Source organism: Phytopseudomonas punonensis, from assembly GCF_900142655.1.
GTDB classification, from domain to species: Bacteria; Pseudomonadota; Gammaproteobacteria; order Pseudomonadales; family Pseudomonadaceae; genus Aquipseudomonas; species Aquipseudomonas punonensis.
Genome location: NZ_FRBQ01000003.1, coordinates 1 through 17623, shown reverse-complemented (window position 1 = coordinate 17623; position 17623 = coordinate 1). Strand labels below are relative to the sequence as shown.

At 60.5% G+C, this 17623-nt stretch carries 16 protein-coding genes; 8 read left to right on the top strand and 8 right to left on the bottom strand.

What is annotated here, in order from left to right:
• Nucleotides 1-194: 194 nt before the first annotated feature.
• The 6 genes from BUC40_RS10035 to BUC40_RS10010 all read left to right on the top strand — a co-directional run bounded on the left by BUC40_RS10035 (nucleotide 195) and on the right by BUC40_RS10010 (nucleotide 7878).
• Nucleotides 195-2258: a putative bifunctional diguanylate cyclase/phosphodiesterase gene (locus BUC40_RS10035; protein ID WP_073265234.1), complete on the top strand. Its 2064-nt coding sequence runs from the start codon at nucleotides 195-197 to the stop codon at nucleotides 2256-2258.
• A gap of 143 nt (nucleotides 2259-2401) precedes the next feature.
• Nucleotides 2402-3742 (top strand): imelysin family protein, encoded by a 1341-nt coding sequence (locus tag BUC40_RS10030; protein WP_073265232.1) that lies wholly within the window; start codon nucleotides 2402-2404, stop codon nucleotides 3740-3742.
• Between the two features lie 97 nt (nucleotides 3743-3839).
• A complete protein-coding gene (locus tag BUC40_RS10025) occupies nucleotides 3840-4205 on the top strand; it encodes a ligand-binding protein SH3 (protein ID WP_073265230.1) in 366 nt (121 codons plus the stop codon).
• Between the two features lie 77 nt (nucleotides 4206-4282).
• Nucleotides 4283-5701 carry a di-heme oxidoreductase family protein gene (locus BUC40_RS10020; protein ID WP_073265228.1) on the top strand — a complete coding sequence of 473 codons (1419 nt, stop codon included), beginning with the start codon at nucleotides 4283-4285 and terminating at the stop codon, nucleotides 5699-5701.
• Nucleotides 5702-5712: 11 nt separating this feature from the next.
• Entirely contained in the window at nucleotides 5713-6774 is a 1062-nt protein-coding gene (locus BUC40_RS10015; protein WP_073265226.1) for an imelysin family protein, read from the top strand.
• A gap of 9 nt (nucleotides 6775-6783) precedes the next feature.
• Complete coding sequence (locus tag BUC40_RS10010) at nucleotides 6784-7878, top strand: DUF1513 domain-containing protein (RefSeq protein WP_073266184.1); 1095 nt, start codon at nucleotides 6784-6786, stop codon at nucleotides 7876-7878.
• A 136-nt stretch (nucleotides 7879-8014) separates the two neighbouring features.
• On the opposite strand, the gene BUC40_RS10005 is transcribed toward BUC40_RS10010, so the two are convergent.
• From BUC40_RS10005 to ppc, 6 genes are all read right to left on the bottom strand, one after another.
• On the bottom strand, nucleotides 8015-8878 hold the full coding sequence (locus BUC40_RS10005) for a DUF72 domain-containing protein (RefSeq protein WP_073265224.1): 864 nt from the start codon (nucleotides 8876-8878) through the stop codon (nucleotides 8015-8017).
• 214 nt (nucleotides 8879-9092) lie between these two features.
• Nucleotides 9093-9434, bottom strand: a complete 342-nt coding sequence (locus BUC40_RS10000; RefSeq protein ID WP_073265222.1) for a hypothetical protein — start codon at nucleotides 9432-9434, stop codon at nucleotides 9093-9095.
• Nucleotides 9435-9552: 118 nt separating this feature from the next.
• Entirely contained in the window at nucleotides 9553-10245 is a 693-nt protein-coding gene (gene tsaB, locus BUC40_RS09995; RefSeq protein ID WP_073266182.1) for a tRNA (adenosine(37)-N6)-threonylcarbamoyltransferase complex dimerization subunit type 1 TsaB, read from the bottom strand.
• A gap of 148 nt (nucleotides 10246-10393) precedes the next feature.
• A complete protein-coding gene (locus BUC40_RS09990) occupies nucleotides 10394-11176 on the bottom strand; it encodes a 5'-nucleotidase, lipoprotein e(P4) family (protein ID WP_073265220.1) in 783 nt (260 codons plus the stop codon).
• A gap of 253 nt (nucleotides 11177-11429) precedes the next feature.
• Nucleotides 11430-12077, bottom strand: a complete 648-nt coding sequence (gene adk, locus BUC40_RS09985) for an adenylate kinase (RefSeq protein WP_073265218.1) — start codon at nucleotides 12075-12077, stop codon at nucleotides 11430-11432.
• A 335-nt stretch (nucleotides 12078-12412) separates the two neighbouring features.
• Nucleotides 12413-15049 (bottom strand): phosphoenolpyruvate carboxylase, encoded by a 2637-nt coding sequence (gene ppc, locus BUC40_RS09980; RefSeq protein ID WP_073265216.1) that lies wholly within the window; start codon nucleotides 15047-15049, stop codon nucleotides 12413-12415.
• 154 nt (nucleotides 15050-15203) lie between these two features.
• Here ppc and BUC40_RS09975 point away from each other — a divergent pair, with 154 nt between their 5' ends.
• Entirely contained in the window at nucleotides 15204-15512 is a 309-nt protein-coding gene (locus BUC40_RS09975) for a pilin assembly protein (protein WP_073265214.1), read from the top strand.
• Nucleotides 15513-15601: 89 nt separating this feature from the next.
• Nucleotides 15602-15916 carry a hypothetical protein gene (locus tag BUC40_RS09970; protein ID WP_073265212.1) on the top strand — a complete coding sequence of 105 codons (315 nt, stop codon included), beginning with the start codon at nucleotides 15602-15604 and terminating at the stop codon, nucleotides 15914-15916.
• Between the two features lie 150 nt (nucleotides 15917-16066).
• Here BUC40_RS09970 and BUC40_RS09965 read toward each other — a convergent pair whose 3' ends face one another.
• Together BUC40_RS09965 and BUC40_RS09960 are read right to left on the bottom strand one after the other, a co-directional pair.
• On the bottom strand, nucleotides 16067-17311 hold the full coding sequence (locus BUC40_RS09965) for a hypothetical protein (RefSeq protein WP_073265210.1): 1245 nt from the start codon (nucleotides 17309-17311) through the stop codon (nucleotides 16067-16069).
• Nucleotides 17304-17623, bottom strand: a 320-nt coding sequence (locus BUC40_RS09960; RefSeq protein WP_139272156.1) for an IS3 family transposase, incomplete at its 5' end; no start/stop codon positions are given. The genes BUC40_RS09965 and BUC40_RS09960, both read right to left, overlap by 8 nt.

The window sequence follows — 17623 nt, the reverse complement described above, 5'->3', positions numbered from 1 at the left end:
TTTTATCCGTCGTAATGTGACGACAGCGACGAGCGGCGCTCAAGACTTGGTGGTTTTTTCCGAAACAGAGCAGGTATTGCTATCTCAGGTGCGACAAGATTGGGCGCCGCACGCATGCGGCCTTTGACTGCCAACGCGACTTTGCCAATACTCAACTCCAATCCGGCGCCGGGTATCGCACAAGGAACTGCCATTTGAAGCTGGAACTCAAGCACAGCTTGTCCGTGAAACTGCTGCGCGTGGTGCTGTTGTCCGCGCTTGCCGTGGGCGTGGTGCTCAGCGTCGGTCAGATCGTGTTCGACATGTACAAGACCCGGCACTCCATCACCAGTGACTCGCAGCGCATTCTCGGTATGTTCCGCGACCCCTCCACCCAGGCGGTCTACAGCCTGGACCGCGAAATGGGCATGCAGGTGGTCGAAGGCCTGTTCCGACACGATTCGGTACGCCAGGCCTCCATCGGCCATCCAGGCGAACAGATGCTCGCAGAGAAAAGCCGCCCACTCGCTGACCTGCCGATGCGCTGGCTGACCGACCCGATTCTTGGCGAAGAGCAGCACTTCAGCACCCGCCTGGTTGGCCGCGAGCCGTATAACGAATACTACGGCGACCTGAACATCACCCTGGACACAGCGCTGTACGGGGAAAGCTTTATCACCAACTCGGTGATCATCTTCATCTCCGGCGTGCTGCGCGCGCTGGCCATGGGCCTGGTGCTGTACCTGGTTTATTACTGGCTGCTGACCAAGCCGCTGGGCATGATCATCCAGCACCTGAGCAGCATCAACCCGGATCGGCCCAGCGAGCACAAACTGCCGATGCTCGCCGGCAATGAAAAGAACGAGCTCGGCCTGTGGATCAATACGGCCAACGGGCTGCTCGCCTCGATCGAACGCAATACTCACTTGCGCCGCGAGGCGGAAAACAGCCTGCAGCGCATGTCGCAGTACGACTTCCTCACCAGCCTCCCCAACCGCCTGCAACTGCAGCAGCAACTCGAGCAGATTCTCGACGACTCCGGCCGCATGCAGCGGCGCGTGGCCGTGCTGTGCGTCGGCCTAGATGACTTCAAGGGCATCAACGAACAGTTCAGCTACCAGACTGGCGACCAACTGCTGCTGGCACTGTCTGACCGCCTACGCAGCCACAGTGGCCGCCTTGGCGCCCTAGCCCGCCTCGGCGGCGATCAGTTTGCTCTGGTGCAGGCTGATATCGAACAACCTTACGAAGCCGCCGAACTGGCGCAGAGCGTGCTCGATGACCTCGAGACGCCCTTCACCCTTGACGATCATCAGGTGCAGCTACGCGCCACCATCGGCATCACCCTGTTCCCGGAAGATGGCGACAGCCCCGAGAAGCTGCTGCAGAAAGCCGAACAGACCATGACACTGGCCAAGAGCCGCTCGCGCAACCGCTACCAGTTCTATATCGCCAGCGTGGACAGCGAAATGCGCCGCCGCCGCGAACTGGAAAAAGACCTGCGTGACGCGCTGGCACTGAACCAACTGCACGTGGTTTACCAACCGCAGATCAGCTACCGCGACCACAGCGTGGTCGGTGTCGAAGCGCTGCTACGCTGGCAGCATCCGACCCACGGTTTCGTCGGCCCGGATCTATTCATTCCACTGGCCGAGCAGAACGGCAGCATCATCGCCATCGGCGAATGGGTGCTGGATCAGACCTGCCGCCAGCTGCGCGAATGGCACGATCAGGGCTATGGCGACCTGCGCATGGCGGTGAACCTTTCGACCGTGCAGCTGCACCACGCCGAGCTGCCGCGGGTGGTCAACAACCTGATGCAGATGTACCGCCTGCCCGCACGCAGCCTGGAGCTGGAAGTTACCGAAACCGGCCTGATGGAAGACATCACCACCGCGGCCCAGCACCTGCTGAGCCTGCGCCGCTCGGGCGCGCTGATCGCCATCGATGATTTCGGCACCGGCTACTCCTCGCTCAGCTACCTGAAGAGTTTGCCGCTGGACAAGATCAAGATCGACAAGAGCTTCGTGCAAGACCTGCTCGAAGATGAAGACGATGCCACCATCGTTCGCGCCATCATCCAGCTAGGCAAAAGCCTGGGCATGCAGGTCATCGCCGAAGGCGTGGAAACCGCCGAGCAGGAAGCTTACATCATCGCCCAGGGCTGCCACGAAGGTCAGGGCTACTACTACAGCCGGCCCATTCCGGCGCGTGAGCTGACCCAGTACCTCAAGCAGGCCAGTCGCTCGCAGCGGCTGAGCAACCCCGCCACGCTGTAATCCCCTCTGACCCAATCACGCGAAACCGCGCGATTGGGTGCTGGCACATCGACCCTTTGCTTAAAATGCAAATCTTTCGCATTATGTTGCAGCTCGCGTGGAGCACCACGCGCACTCCCCATAAACACGCAAAGGATTTCGTCATGATTCGTATGCCCCTGGCCTCTGCCAGCCTGCTGACCATCGCCATAGCCCTGGCGGGCTGCGGTGAAGACAAGGCGCCTGCCAACCAAGCCGCCGCTCCGGCTGCGCAAGCGACCAACAGCAGTGCACCAGCAGCAGCCGGCGCCTTCGACGAAGCCGCTGCACAGGCCGTGGTCAAGCACTACGCCGACATCGCCTCGGCGGTTTTCGATGACGCTGCCAGCACTGCCAAGAAGCTGCAGAGCGCCGTTGACGCCCTGATCGCCAACCCGAACGACGCGACTCTGAAAGCCGCCCGTGAAGCCTGGTTGGCTGCACGTGTGCCTTACATGCAGAGCGAAGTGTTCCGCTTCGGCAACACTATCGTCGACGACTGGGAGGGCCAGGTTAACGCATGGCCCCTGGACGAAGGCCTGATCGACTACGTCGACGCCGACTACCAGCACGCCCTGGGCAACCCGGGCGCCAGCGCCAACATCATCGCCCACACCGAAATTCAGGTCGGCGAAGACAAGGTCGACGTCACCGAAATCACTCCGGACCTGCTCGCCAGCCTGAACGAGCTGGGCGGCTCCGAAGCCAACGTCGCCACCGGCTACCACGCCATCGAATTCCTGCTCTGGGGCCAGGATCTGCACGGCACCGGCCCAGGTGCTGGCGAGCGCCCGGCCACCGATTACGTGCTCGGTGAAGGCGCCACTGGCGGCCACAACGAGCGTCGTCGTGCCTACCTGAAAGCCGCCACCGACCTGCTGGTCGCTGACCTCGACGAAATGGCTGGCCAGTGGAAAGCCGGCGTGGCCGACAACTACCGCGCTACCCTGGAAGGCGAGTCCGCCGAAAACGGCCTGCGCAAGATGCTCTTCGGCATGGGCAGCCTGTCCCTCGGCGAACTGGCTGGTGAGCGCATGAAGGTCGCCCTGGAAGCCAACTCCACCGAAGACGAGCATGACTGCTTCAGCGACAACACCCACAATTCGCACTTCTACAACGGCAAAGGCATTCGCAACGTCTACTTGGGCGAATACAAGAAGGTCGACGGCACCACCATGACCGGCCCAAGCCTGTCTTCGCTGGTGGCCAAGGCCGACGCCGCGACCGACAGCACCGTAAAGGCTGATCTGGAAGCCACCGAAGCCAAGCTGCAGGCACTGGTTGACAGCGCCGAGAAGAAAAACGTGCACTTCGACCAGCTGATCGCTGCCGACAACGCCGAAGGCCAGCAACTGGTGCGCGACGCCATCGCCGCCCTGGTCAAGCAGACCGGTGCCATCGAGCAAGCCGCCGGCAAACTGGGCATCAATGACCTGAACCCGGACACCGCTGATCACGAGTTCTGATCGACGCGCTGACCGAGCAACGAACGAGCCGGTGCGAATTTCGCACCGGCTTTTTTGTACCTGGCGAAGTACCACGTCGCAAGCACAGGAGGTGTTCATGAACCCCACACCCTACCTAGTCGTCACTGCCCACCGAAGCGAATACCCAGACCCCATCAGCTTCGAAGCCGGTGCACTGCTCCAGCTCGGCGAACGCTACGAAGGTCCCGAAGACTGGCAGGACTGGTATTTCTGCCGCACCGACGCCCACCCCGGCGGCTGGATGCCGCTGACGATTCTGAAACCACTCGGTGCTGGCAGCGCACGCGCGCTGGAGGGTTACACAGCAAGGGAGCTGGATACCGAGGTGAACGAGCAGCTCATCGCCAGTCGCCGCCTCAATGGCTGGCTATGGTGCCGACGCGAGAGCAGCGGTGAAACCGGCTGGGTGCCTGAGCAAACCCTGGCCGCGCCTGTTGATTGAACGCAAATCCATCTTATTTAAACTCGCGCAGACTGCTAAGATTCACGCCCTCGATTTCTGCCCTCCGGGATCCACCCATGTCCGCGTCACCCGGTCGCTTGCTGCCGCTGTTGCTTCTGGCTCTGGGTCTGAGCGCCTGCGATAAGTCGCCCACTTTCACTGCAGCCGAGCCTGGCGAAGCACTCTCCGGCGGCGCTGCAACGGTCACCCGCAGTGATCGCGTCGCGTTTTCGCTGCCGTCCCCCAACCTTGCAGCCGAGCGGCGCCTGAACTTCAGCGTGGGCAACAGCTTCTTTCGCAACCCCTGGGTGATCGCGCCTTCCACTACTACGGCGCGCGATGGCCTCGGCCCGTTGTTCAACACCAACGCCTGCCAGAACTGCCACATCCGCGATGGCCGTGGCCACCCGCCCGAGCCAGGCAGCATCAATGCCGTGTCGATGCTGGTGCGCCTGTCGATTCCTGCCGGTAGCGCCGACCAGGCCACGCTAGAACGCCAGGGTGTACTGCCCGAGCCCAACTACGGCGGCCAACTGCAAGACATGGCCAACCCCGGCGTGGCGCCTGAAGGCAAGGTGCGCGTCGAGTACAGCACCGAGCAGGTGCAATTCGCCGATGGCTACAGCATCGAGTTGCGCAAACCGCAGTTGAACATTACCCAGCTCGGTTACGGCCCGATGCACCCGGATACCTTGTTCTCGGCGCGCGTCGCTCCGCCAATGATCGGCCTCGGGCTGCTCGAAGCGATCCCCGAAGTGGCGATCCTCGCCAACGCCGACCCCCATGATCGCAACGGCGATGGCATCAAGGGCAAGCCCAACCGAGTATGGGACGACGCACGTCAGCAAACCGTACTTGGTCGCTTCGGCTGGAAGGCCGGGCAGCCGACGCTCAATCAGCAGAATGCCCACGCCTTTCTGCAAGATATGGGGCTGACCAGCAACCTGCTACCCACCGACGGCTGCACCGAGGCGCAGACCGCCTGCCGCCAGGCGCCCCACGGCGGCCAGCCGGAAGTCAGCGACAACATCATGGACATGGTGCTGTTCTACACCCGCAACCTGGCCGTGCCGGCGCGCCGCAATGTCGACGACGCCCAGGTGCTGGCCGGCAAGACGCTGTTCCACCGCGCCGGCTGCCAGGGCTGCCACACGCCGAGTTTCGTCACCGCCGCCGACGCCGCCGAACCGGAACTGGCAAACCAGACCATTCGCCCTTATACCGACCTGCTGCTGCACGATATGGGCGATGGCCTGGCCGATGACCGCGACGAGTTTCTTGCTAACGGTCGCCAATGGCGCACCGCGCCGCTGTGGGGCATCGGCCTGACCGAGACGGTCAGCGGCCACACCCAGTTTCTGCATGATGGCCGGGCGCGCAATCTGCTCGAAGCCATCGCCTGGCATGGCGGTGAAGCCGAAGCGGCTAAACAGCAGGTACTGCAATTTTCCAGCGAGGAGCGCACCGCGCTTCTGGCCTTTCTGAACTCACTGTAATGGAGCTGCGCATGATCCGTTCTCCGCTGACCATCGCCCTGTTGGGCCTGACTCTGGCTGCGTGCTCCCCGGCCGACCCGCAGGCCACCACCAGCTCGGCGCTGGCCGAAGGTGTGCTGCTGCCAGCCCACACCACCTGGAAAGAGGCGGATGTCGCCCTGGCAGGCAGCGCCAAGGCGTTCTGCGCCGGCCAGGAAGATCTGCCTACAGCCCGCCAGGCGTTCCTGACTGCGCAAAGCGCCTGGGCCAGCCTGCAGCCTCTGGCGGTTGGGCCGCTGGCCGAAGGCAACCGCGCCTGGCAGGTGCAGTTCTGGCCGGACAAAAAGAACTTGGTAGCCCGCCAGGTCGAGGCGCTGGTCAAGGCCAAGCCGCAGCTCGGTGCAGCCGACCTGGAAAAGGCCAGCGTCGTTGTGCAGGGGCTTACCGCGTATGAGTACCTGATGTTCGACCCCGAGATCGACCTGCAGAACACCGAGCAGAAAGCTCGCTACTGCCCATTACTGGTCGCCGTCGGTGTACATCAGCAAACACTGGCCACCACCGTGCTGGAGCAGTGGCAAGGCGAGAATGGTGCACTCGCGCTGTTTCGCACCTTCCCCAACGAACGTTACGCCGAAGCAGGTGAAGCGATCTCCGATCTGCTGCGCACGCAAGTCAGCGCCATCGATGGTTTGAAGAAGAAGCTCGGTGCACCGCTGGGCCGGCAGAGCAAAGGCGTGCCGCAGCCTTACCAGGCCGAAGCGTGGCGCAGTCAGGCCAGCCTGAGCAACCTGGGCGCCACACTGAGCGGCGCCGAACAGCTATGGCATGGCGCCAAAAATGACGGCCTGCAAACTCTGCTCGGCAGCGATCAGGACGATCTCAAGAAACGTATCGACGCCGCCTACGCCGAAAGCCGCAAACAACTCGCCGGCCTGAAACGCCCGCTCGGCGAACTGCTCGCCGATGACGCCGGCCGCCAGACCCTGAACGCCTTCTACGACAGCCTCAACGTGCTGCACCGCCTGCACGAAGGCGAGCTGGCGCGGGCGCTGGGCATCCAGCTGGGTTTCAACGCCCACGACGGAGACTGACCGATGAGCATGAAACGCCGGGCGTTTCTCGGCCTGAGCGCCACGTTGCTGGCGGCTGGTGCCGTTGGTGGCTGGAAGCTGACCCACACCGGCCACCAGCCGCTGCTGCTGTCGGCACGCAACGATGAAGGCGGCAAGCATTACGCGGTTGGCTACCACCTCGATGGCGAGCGCGCTTTCACCACCCTGGTCAATGAGCGCTGCCACGATGTGGTTCCCCATCCCAGCCTGCCGATGGCGCTGTTCGTGGGTCGCAGGCCGAGCACCGAAAGCTACCTGATCGATACCCGCAGCGGCAGATTGCTGCAGACGCTACACAGCGAGAAGGATCGGCATTTCTACGGCCACGCGGTGTTTCACAAGGATGGTGAATGGCTGTACGCCACTGAGAACGACACCCGCGATCCTGGCCGTGGCGTGATTGGCGCCTATCGCCTGGAAGGCGAAAGCCTGGTGCACCGCGATGAGCTCTCCAGCCACGGCCTGGGCCCACACCAGTTGCTGTGGATGCCCAACGGCGAAACCCTGGTAGTCGCCAACGGCGGCATCCGCACCGAGGCGGAAAGCCGGGTGGAAATGAACCTCAATGCCATGGAAGCCAGCCTGGTGCTGATGGGCCGCGACGGCACCCTGCACAGCAAGGAACAGCTGCCCGAACCGATGAACAGCGTGCGCCACCTGGCCGTGGCGAGCGACGGCACCATCGTCAGCGGCCAGCAGTACATGGGCGACCCCATGGACGCGGTACCGTTGGTGGCGATCAAGCGCCCGGGCCAGCCGTTCCAGCACTTCCCGATGGCCGATGCGCAGCGCCAGATGATGAGCCAGTACACCGCCAGCGTGGCGGTGCACAGCGATTTGCGCTTGCTGGCGATGACCGCGCCACGTGGCAATCGGCTGTTCATCTGGGATCTGGACAGCGGCGCCGTACGCCTGGACGCCGCCCTGCCCGACTGCGCCGGCGTTGGTGCGGTGGAAAATGGCTTCGTGGTCAGCGCCGGCATCGGCCGCTGTCGCCTCTACGACTGCCGTAGTGAACGCATCGCCATGCAGCCCCTGGAGCTACCGGCCGGCTTCTGGGACAACCACCTGCGCCTGGCCTGACGGGCAGGAAGGTGGCGGAAGCGGCCGTTAACGACCTCGTGGGAGGGGCTTTAGCCGCGAGCTCTTTACGCCTAGTTAGGCAAAATCGAGGCTAAAGCCTCTCCCACAAAATCCCTACTCACCGTCCGCTATCGCCTTAAAGCAACCCCAACTGCTCGGCCCTCGGCTCGCTATCGGTGTACGGCGGCAGCGGTGGCAAGCCGGGCAGGCGCTCGCTCAACAGTTCGTGAAAACGTAGCGCCTGGGCGGCGGCAAGGTGGTTGTCCGGCGTATGCAGGAATACGTAGGGCGTCAGCCCCTGCTCGACCCAGGCAGCGACCTTTTCTACCCACGGCTCGAGAAACGGCTGATTGGCCGCCAGATCCGGCCCGCCGATAAACCGCAATTGTGGGCTGTCACTGAACGCCGCCGGGCGAATCGGCAGACGCGGCTTTTTCGACTGCGCGTGCAGCACCGCGGGGTCTCGGGAGGTGCAGTTGAACAGCGCACGGGAATCCAGGCAGATGCGCTCGACACCGCGCTCGTGCAGCAGTCGGTTAAGCGCACGCTCATCCTCGCCCTTGTCGAAGAACGCCGCGTGGCGCACTTCAACGGCCAGCCGCCGGTGGGCGAATTCGTCTAGCCACACCGCCAGCTCACCCAGACGCGACGGCCCGAACATCGCCGGCAACTGCAGCCACAAAGGCGCTACACGCTCACCAAGCGGCGCCAACAGATCGAGAAATGCCCGGGTGCTATCGAGCTGATCGCGCAGGTCGCCTTCGTGACTAATGTCCTTGTGGACTTTGGCACAAAAGCGGAAATGCTCCGGCATCCGCGTTACCCAGCGGCTGAGCTTTTCCTCGTTCGGCCGGGCGTAGAAGGTGGTATTGCCCTCCACCGCATTGAACACACGGCAGTAGTGCTCAACGCTGTCGCTCATGTTCAGGTCGGCGGGATAGAAGCTACCGCGCCAGGACGCATCGTTCCAGGATGGACAACCGAGAAAATAGGGAAGCATCACGAACCGCTGATCATTGAAAGGCGACTATTGTGCCTTGTGCGCGGCGAGAGAGGCAGACCGGAAGTCGCTCAGAGCCTGTTCAAAGGCTCGCGAGCTAGAGCAATGCAAGGCGAAAACAGGCGAGGACGCGGAATTTACGAGCTGTAAATGAGCAGTCCGAGCCTGTTTTCAACGCCGCAGTGCCGACGCGCAGCAGACTTTGAACAGGTTCTTAGGCGTACAGATCGAGGCCCAAGACCTGTTGGGCATCCACATCACGGGCAAACGCCGCGGTGGTGCTGTAGCTGGCGATTGCCTGAGCAGCGCGATTGCTCATGGCGGGCTGGTAGGTGGTGTCGAGCGCTTGTACAGGATAGCTGTCGGTGCTTGCACTGCTTTGCTGCACACGGCGAATTTGCGGAGTCTGCTCGAAGCCTTGGGTAGCTGCAGTAGGTGCCGGCTGCTCGCGCTTTACTTCCGTTTCCCGGTTCGCCTCACGATAGGGCGTGACCGCAGTCCCCGAGCGGGGGCCACGATCTGACGAATAGGGCGCGATGTTACCGTCGATACGCATCAATGAAGGCTCGGCAGGAAGGCGTGCGGAAGTACTGGCAATTTAGCTGCGCAGTGAGGCATTAGCAATCGATGCCGAGAAGTTGACGACAAAAGGACGTCCCTTTCATCGCCATCAATCAGAAACCTGCCGGCGGCGGCATTTTCGGCGTCGCGACCTGATCTCGCAGATAGATCGGCTGAGCCTGATCGGCCAACACAGCTTCACCACGCGCCCAGGCGAAACGCGCCAGGCTCAGCAGATCTTCTGCATGGGGCAACATGCTGCCCTCCTGCGCGCTGACCGGCCCGGCTATACGCGCCGCGAAGGTGCCCCAGCCCGTGCCGGCGCCGAACCATTCACCACTCGCATCTTCCGGCAGTTGCGCCAGCTCTGGAGCCAGCACCGCTTCACGACTGACCAGGCGCATTTCGCCTGCCTCGGCGCGATAGCAACCCCAATAAACTTCATCCATCCGCGCATCTATGGCCGCCGCGACTTGACTGGCGCCGTGTTCGCGCTGCGCGCGCTGCGCCAGCACTGCCAGGTTGGAAACCGGCAGCACCGGGCGATCCAGTGCAAACGCCAGCCCCTGCACCACGCCGATGGCGATGCGCACGCCAGTGAATGCACCTGGGCCACGACCAAAGGCGATAGCGTCCAGCGCCGACAGCGCAACGCCCCGCTCTTCGAGCAGCGCCTTGATCATCGGCAGCAGCTTCTGGGCGTGCAGACGCGGGATGACCTCGTAATGGCTGGTCACGCGGCCGTCATTCAGTAAGGCAACGGAACAGGCTTCGGTGGCGGTATCGAGGGCCAGCAGAGTGGTCATGGCGATCTGAGAGGTGGCTGAGCGGGCGGGCATTAAAACGGTTTGGGCCATTTTTTTCCAGCACAGCGGGTCGAGCGCAGACGAGGATTAAAAGCCGACGCCAGGACAGACGCCGGCAAGTCAGCGGATCATCGATCCACTGATGGGCTTACCACTTCTCGATAACCTCCTTGGCATCCCAGGCCTTAAGCGGCTCTTTCGACCAACTGCCATAACCGGCGTTGGGGAACACGATCCACTCGGTGCCCCACTTTGCCGATTCGGCTTCGGCAGTGGCGCGCTGCTCAGCCACCGGAGTCTTGCGGAAGCGCGCATCGAAGTCGTGCAGGGTATCGCCGAGCAACATCACGATACGGTAGTCCTTGGCGACCAGCGCACGACGCTCGACCTTGGGCGGCCCGAGCAGCAGCACGCTTTCTGCGCTGACCTGTGGCAGCTCGAGCTTCTTCAGGGCTTTGACGGTGTAGTCCTTCTGCTCCTCGGAACGGTCGGAGACGTAGCGGATGACCACACCGAGCTTGTCGGCATGTTCGAGGAATTTCTTGGCACCCGGAATCAGTACCGGGTTACCGTCGCGCTCCCATGGCAGCCAGGTGTCCCAGCCGTCATAGTTGTGGCAATTGGCGAGGTCGCGGGCCAGCAGCGCGGAGTTGTCGATCACCGTTTCATCCACATCGGTGACGATGGCCAGCTTGGAGGGATCCTTTGCAGCAGCTACGGCTGCATCGAGCTTCTCAGTGGCGATGTTGTAGGCCTGCATCTGCAAGGCGCGAACTTCCGCAGATTGCTGCTGATAACGCAGCGCCATGGTGAACTGGTCAACCGAGCATTCGCCCTTCTTTTCGGGGGCGCCGTCGGCCAATGCGACGGATGCAGTCAGTGCCGATACCAGGGCGATGGGCAAGCAGGCAAATCTTCTGTTCTGGGTCATGGAATTCACTCTGATGGAGGGTGGTTGTAGCCGCCTTTCTCGAAGTTCTTCGTGACGGTCGATCAAACCAGCAGGCGCAACGGCGCACCAGCTGGAATTCGGGGCATGCCAGATAGCGATAAAGAAGCCCGATAGTAACCAAACGGCCGCGGTCGTAGCTGCCTGCCAGCGACCGGAACCTAGCTCGCGAACGCTCTGGCATGCCCAGAAACGACAACGGCCCGCAAGCGGGCCGTTGTGTGGGAAGGTCAGATCAGCTCAGCGCTGCCAGTACCTTGGCGGTGATCTGCTCGACCGAGCCGACGCCAGCAATGGCGCTGTACTTCGGCGTGCCTTCAGCGGCCGACAACTTCTGGTAGAAATCCACCAGAGGCTTGGTCTGCGAATGGTAGACCGACAGACGATGGCGCACGGTGGCTTCCTTGTCGTCATCGCGCTGGATCAGGTCTTCACCGGTTTCGTCGTCCTTGCCGGCGACTTTCGGTGGGTTGTGCTCGGTGTGGTACACGCGACCGGAGTTCGGGTGTACGCGGCGACCGGCGATACGGCCGACGATCTCTTCGTCGTCGACGGCGATTTCCACCACGTGGTCGATCTGCACGCCAGCATCCTTCAGAGCCTGGGCCTGCGGAATGGTGCGCGGGAAACCGTCGAACAGGAAGCCGTTGGCACAATCAGGCTGCGCGATGCGCTCTTTGACGAGGTTGATGATCAGCTCATCGGAAACCAGACCGCCGGCGTCCATCACGCTTTTTGCTGCCACGCCGAGCTCGGTGCCGGCCTTGACGGCTGCACGCAGCATGTCGCCCGTGGAGATTTGGGGAATCGAGAATTTCTTGGTGATGAAACCTGCCTGAGTACCTTTGCCGGCACCGGGCGCCCCCAACAGAATCACGCGCATCGATGTGCTCCTCAAGTTCTTAGTAGTGATGGTGGACTCGCCTTGCGGGGCCAATCTCAACGGGTTTCGGCAGCCCGGCCAGGTGCCGAACTGTCAGAAGGTCGATCAAGATACACAGCGCTCCAATGCCGCACAAGCCGTCGAAAGCCGCAGCAGCAGGCGATCAACCGCTGATTTGCCGTTACGCTGTCACAGCTTGCGCGCTGTGGTGACGAGGGCGCTATCCAACCAAAGTCGAAAGCGCCCTTACAACTAACAGATAACTGATATATCGCTATTTTTAAGCGCTTTTAGCCACACAATCGCTTACTCATTCATTCACCCGGCGATATCTGTCAGCCAGTGTTGCGAAGCCCTGCGGCAATCCCCGCGACGCTGACCAGCAGTGCCTGCTCCAGAGCGCTTCCCGCCTCGTGCTCACGCTGCCTGGAACGGGCCAGCAACTCGGCCTGCAAGAGGTGCAACGGGTCCAGGTAGGTGTTACGCACGGTAATAAATTCCAGCGTTTCCGGGCTGTGCGCGAGCAGCTTCGATTGCCCGGTTAGGCCGAGTACGACGTCACTCGCCTGCGACAATAGGTCGCGTAAATGCGCACCCAGAGAATGCAGCTCACTCACCACCAAACGCTCGTCATACAGCCTGGCAATCGACTCATCAGCTTTGGCCAGCACCATCTCAAGCATGTCGATCCGGGTGCGGAAAAACGGCCATTGCTCGCGCATCTCGCGCAGCAAATCACCTTCACCGCGCTCCAGCGCATTACGCAAGGCTGCTTCCCAGCCGAGCCAAGCGGGCAGCATCAGGCGCGTCTGCGTCCAGGCGAAAATCCACGGGATCGCCCGCAGGCTTTCTACCCCACCCTCGCGGCGCTTGGCCGGTCGGCTACCCAACGGCAACCGACCAAGCTCCTGCTCGGGCGTGGCCTGGCGGAAGTACTCGACGAATTGCGGATGCTCGCGCACCACGCTGCGGTAGGTCGCCACACCATCTGCAGCCAGCTTATCCATCTGCTCGCGCCAGGCCGGCTGCGGTACCGGCGGCGGCAGCAAGGTGGCTTCCAATACGGCAGCCAGATAGAGATTGAGGTTTTGCTCGGCGATGTCCGGCATGCCGAACTTGAAGCGAATCATCTCGCCCTGTTCGGTGGTGCGCAAGCGCCCGTTCACCGAACCGGGCGGCTGCGACAGAATGGCCTCGTGAGCCGGGCCGCCGCCGCGCCCCACGGTACCGCCACGGCCGTGGAACAGTAGCAGCTCGACCTGATGCTCCCGGCAGATCTGCACCAGGCTCTCCTGGGCTCGATACTGCGCCCAGGCGGCCGCGGTGGTGCCGGCATCCTTGGCGGAATCCGAGTAGCCGATCATCACTTCCTGCGGCCCGTGCAGGCCGGCGCGGTAGCCCGGTAGGCCGAGCAGTCGTTCGATGGCGATGGCGGCGTTATCCAAGTCCGCCAGGGTTTCGAACAACGGCACCACACGCATCGGCCGGCGCAACCCGGCTTCCTTGAGCAGCAACTGCACCGCGAGCACATCCGAGGCGGCGCCAGCCATGGAGATCACGTAGGAGCCCAGAGAAGCGGCTGGCGCGGCGGCGACTTCACGACAGGTATCCAGCACTTCGGCCGTCTCGCCAGAGGGGCGGAAGTCGGCCGGCAACAACGGCCGACGGCTGCTCAATTCGGCCTGCAGAAACTCCAGGCGCTGCTCTTCATCCCAGGTGTCGTAGCGGCCAAGACCGAGGTAATCGGTGATTTCCCCCATCGCCGACGCATGCCGGGTGGAATCCTGGCGCACATCGAGGCGCACCAGAAACAAGCCAAAAGTGCTGACCCGGCGCAGGAAATCGAGCAACGGGCCATCAGCGATCACACCCATGCCGCAGTCGTGCAGCGAGCGATAGCAGAGCTGCAGTGGCCCGCGCAGATCGGCATTGTCGTGCAGCACCTGAGCCGGCGCGCTGACCGGGCCGGCAAGCGATTCATGGGCCCAGGTGCGGGTGGCACGCAACCGCTCGCGCAACTGTTTGAGCACCGCGCGATATGGCTCGGCGCTGTCACCCGTGCGAGCACGCAACTCATCGTTGGCCTGCTGCATGGAGAGTTCGGCAGCCAGGCTGTCGATGTCGCGCAGGTACAAATCGGCTGCCATCCAACGCGCCAGCAGCAGCACCTCGCGCGTGACCTTGGCGGTGACATTGGGATTGCCGTCGCGGTCGCCGCCCATCCACGAGGCGAAGCGAATCGGCGCCGCATCCAGCGGCAGGCGCAGACCGGTCTCCCGCTGCAGGGCCTGATCAGCCTTGCGCATCACCGACGGCAACGCGTACCACAGGGAATTCTCGATTACCGCGAAGCCCCACTTGGCCTCGTCAACAGGAGTGGGCCGCACACGACGGATTTCCTCGGTGTGCCAGGCCTCGGCGATCAGCCGCTGCAGCCGGCTGGTAATGGAGTCGCGCTCGGCAACCGACAGGTCACGGTGATCCTGCTCGGCCAGCTCTGCAGAGATGGCGTCGTACTTCTGAATCAGCGTACGCCGCGCGACCTCCGTGGGATGTGCGGTGAGCACCAGTTCGATATCCAGCCGGCCAACCTGGCGGGCCAGCGCCTCGCGGTCGTGGCCGTTGGCACGCAAACGCTGCAGCAGCTCATCGAACACGCGATCCTCGAACGGTTGCGCCTCGCCCACATCGCGGCGGCGCACGCGGTGATATTGCTCGGCGATATTGGCCAGGTTGAGAAACTGGTTGAAGGCGCGGGCCACCGGCAGCAGCTCGTCATCGTGCAGCCCGTCGAGGGTATCGCTGAGCTGCCGGGCGCCATCTGCAGAGCCCTGGCGCGCGGCCTTGGCACCCTTGCGGATACGCTCGATCTTGTCGAGAAACGCCTCGCCGTATTGGTCGCGGATGGTACCGCCGAGCAGCTCACCAAGCTGGTGAACGTCCTCGCGTAGACGTGCATCGATTTGCGTCATACCAGTCTCCCTGCGCCTCTGCGTGAACATCCAGATTGCCCAGCCGCGAGGCCGCTGACAAGCCGGCATGTGACTAAAGCAGCAGGTGCACAGCCGCCGGAACGCCGCAGGCCGGCGCCTGTCTCTAGGAAACACTCCCGTTTTCGAGGTACCTATGAAGATCCGCCAGCTCGTCCAGCAATGGGAACAGAACGCCACCGGCCGCCTGAGCAGCACGCCCTATCAGGTGCATCTGGATCTCGACGCCGCCGCGCGCCTGGCAGCGCTGAACCATATGTACCCCAAGCGCCGCCCCGAGGAATTGCTGGCCGAATTGCTGGCCGCCGCGCTGGAAGATCTCGAAGCCAGCCTGCCCTACGTGCAGGGCACTCAGGTGGTAGCCACCGATGAAGAAGGCAACCCGGTTTACGAGGATGTCGAGCCCGCAATAGGAAAAGCTGAAAATCTATTTAAAGCTGCATAGCAAATAGCCTTGCGGCCATTTCACCGAACCGTCGAGCCATAGAGACAGTCACAGTCTACGAATACATTTAGCCAAGCAGGAGATGCCTTATGGAAACTTTCAGGGAAATGCTCAACCGATGGGAATCCAAGGCAAAGGAAGCCAGTGAGAGGGTTGAATACACTCTGACTCTGGGCAAACAAGATTTAATTAAAATCAAAGCCTTTGCGGAAGCGTACGGACTTGATGAGGCCACTATTACCGAAAGCCTGTTGCAATCCGCCATTAAAGAAGCAGAGCAGGCAATTCCTTATGTGAAGGGCTCACAGATTATCAGGATTGAAGAAGGTGAAAATGTTTATGAAGATGCCGGCAAGACACCTGCATACGTAGAAGCTGAGCAGAAATTATCCAAATCCATTTGATATGCGGACGAGCCTCAGCTGAGGCTCTGAACCCAAAGTTACTGAGAGCCGTACTCGGTTAGTATTTAACTTGGGCTATCAGCCCCTCAAATGTTAAGACTCTTAGAGTCGACTAGATCTGTTTTGTAGTTCCGGCCCGCATTGGCCCACTTAATCTGACTTTGCGGCTTCGGCCTTAGCATCTGTCATCGCTTCAATTTTCCTTAACTCCCGTAGATATAACGACTCATACGATTTGAATTTCCTCATTCGAAGCTTATTCAAAGGGGTAGTTCCTGACAACCTATTCAACGCTGCAAATGCTTTCACAAAAATACCCCCATAAACCAAAGCATCATCTTGATTTGGAAAAGAAGTATTACCAAGCCTAAGCACTAGTCTTGCATGAAAACTAAAATCCGGATCATTTAGGCTCGCAAAATAATGATAAAAATCATCTTCACCTTGATCAGCGAGCCCCTTAATAATTTCAAAACTCTTACTAGGATTATCAAAAGCAGCCTGTATAAATTCGGCAACCCCTCCCTTAAGCACCAAGCCTTCAAAGAACACATCTAAACATTGTCGTACGTAAGAGTTATTCGGCCATTGAAATATCTCATCCTTATCACTCACCCCATATCTTGGATAAATCTCAGAGAAGAATTTATCTATGACCCCCTTTATTTCGACTTCACGCCCAAGACCACAATAGAGAAAGGCAACCGAATCTAAATCTTCTAACGAAAACTTATCGAGCCCCACAGCGATAGCATGCTCGAAAGCCTGCATAACTTCTACTTCATTATCTAAAAAAGATGAATTATAAATCTTCCACGCATCACGAAGAAGAGCCACGTCATTGTCATGAAGAATCTTCTTCTCAATTTCTTCGACAACTTCTCTCAACAAATCTTCGTCAGCATAACCTTTCTTAACAAGATTTATGATCGCCAAATCAAACTCACTACACCTTATAAACCCATACTCTTGCAAAAACGAAGTTTTTTCAGCCTCTATTTGAGCGGCTTCAGTATCTTCACTTCCAGGCTCCGAGCCCAGTATGTGCGAAGTTCGCGAATTCCCGTGGGAGAGGATAAAGTCCAAGCTTACCTTTGATCTTCGCTCACCGTAGATGGCTAAAACTGCTAAAGGCAATATCCTACACGCCTGCTCAACCACGAGATCTTGGCTGCCTTTCAAATTCTCGCTGAGCAAACTTGCAAATAACTCAATTTTCTTGAGCAAGCGAATATTATTTATATTAAGAAACTCGCAATTTTGGCTAATCATTTTAAGCAAAGGAGTACTTGCACCAAAAATCAGACCAACCGAATCTTTAGTTGACGGACTATACAAAACCTCGTAATCAAAAACTTTTTCGCTGAAGTGAATCGCCCCGGCTTTCCTAGACACTTTCCAAGCTCTGGAAATAGCGCTTTTCAAAATCCACTGGCGATAGCTGCATAGCGCTGCTGTGCCGGCGTTTAGGGTTATAAAACATCTCGATGTAATCGAACACATCAGCGCGTGCTTCTTCACGGGTGCCGTAGGTTTTCCGTCTGATGCGTTCTCGCTTCAGCAATTGGAAAAAGCTTTCTGCCACGGCGTTGTCGTGACAGTTACCGCGTCGGCTCATGCTGCTAATCAGGTTGTTGGCCTTGAGGAAACTTTGCCAGTCCAGGCTACTGAACTGACTGCCCTGGTCTGAGTGGATCATCACTTCCT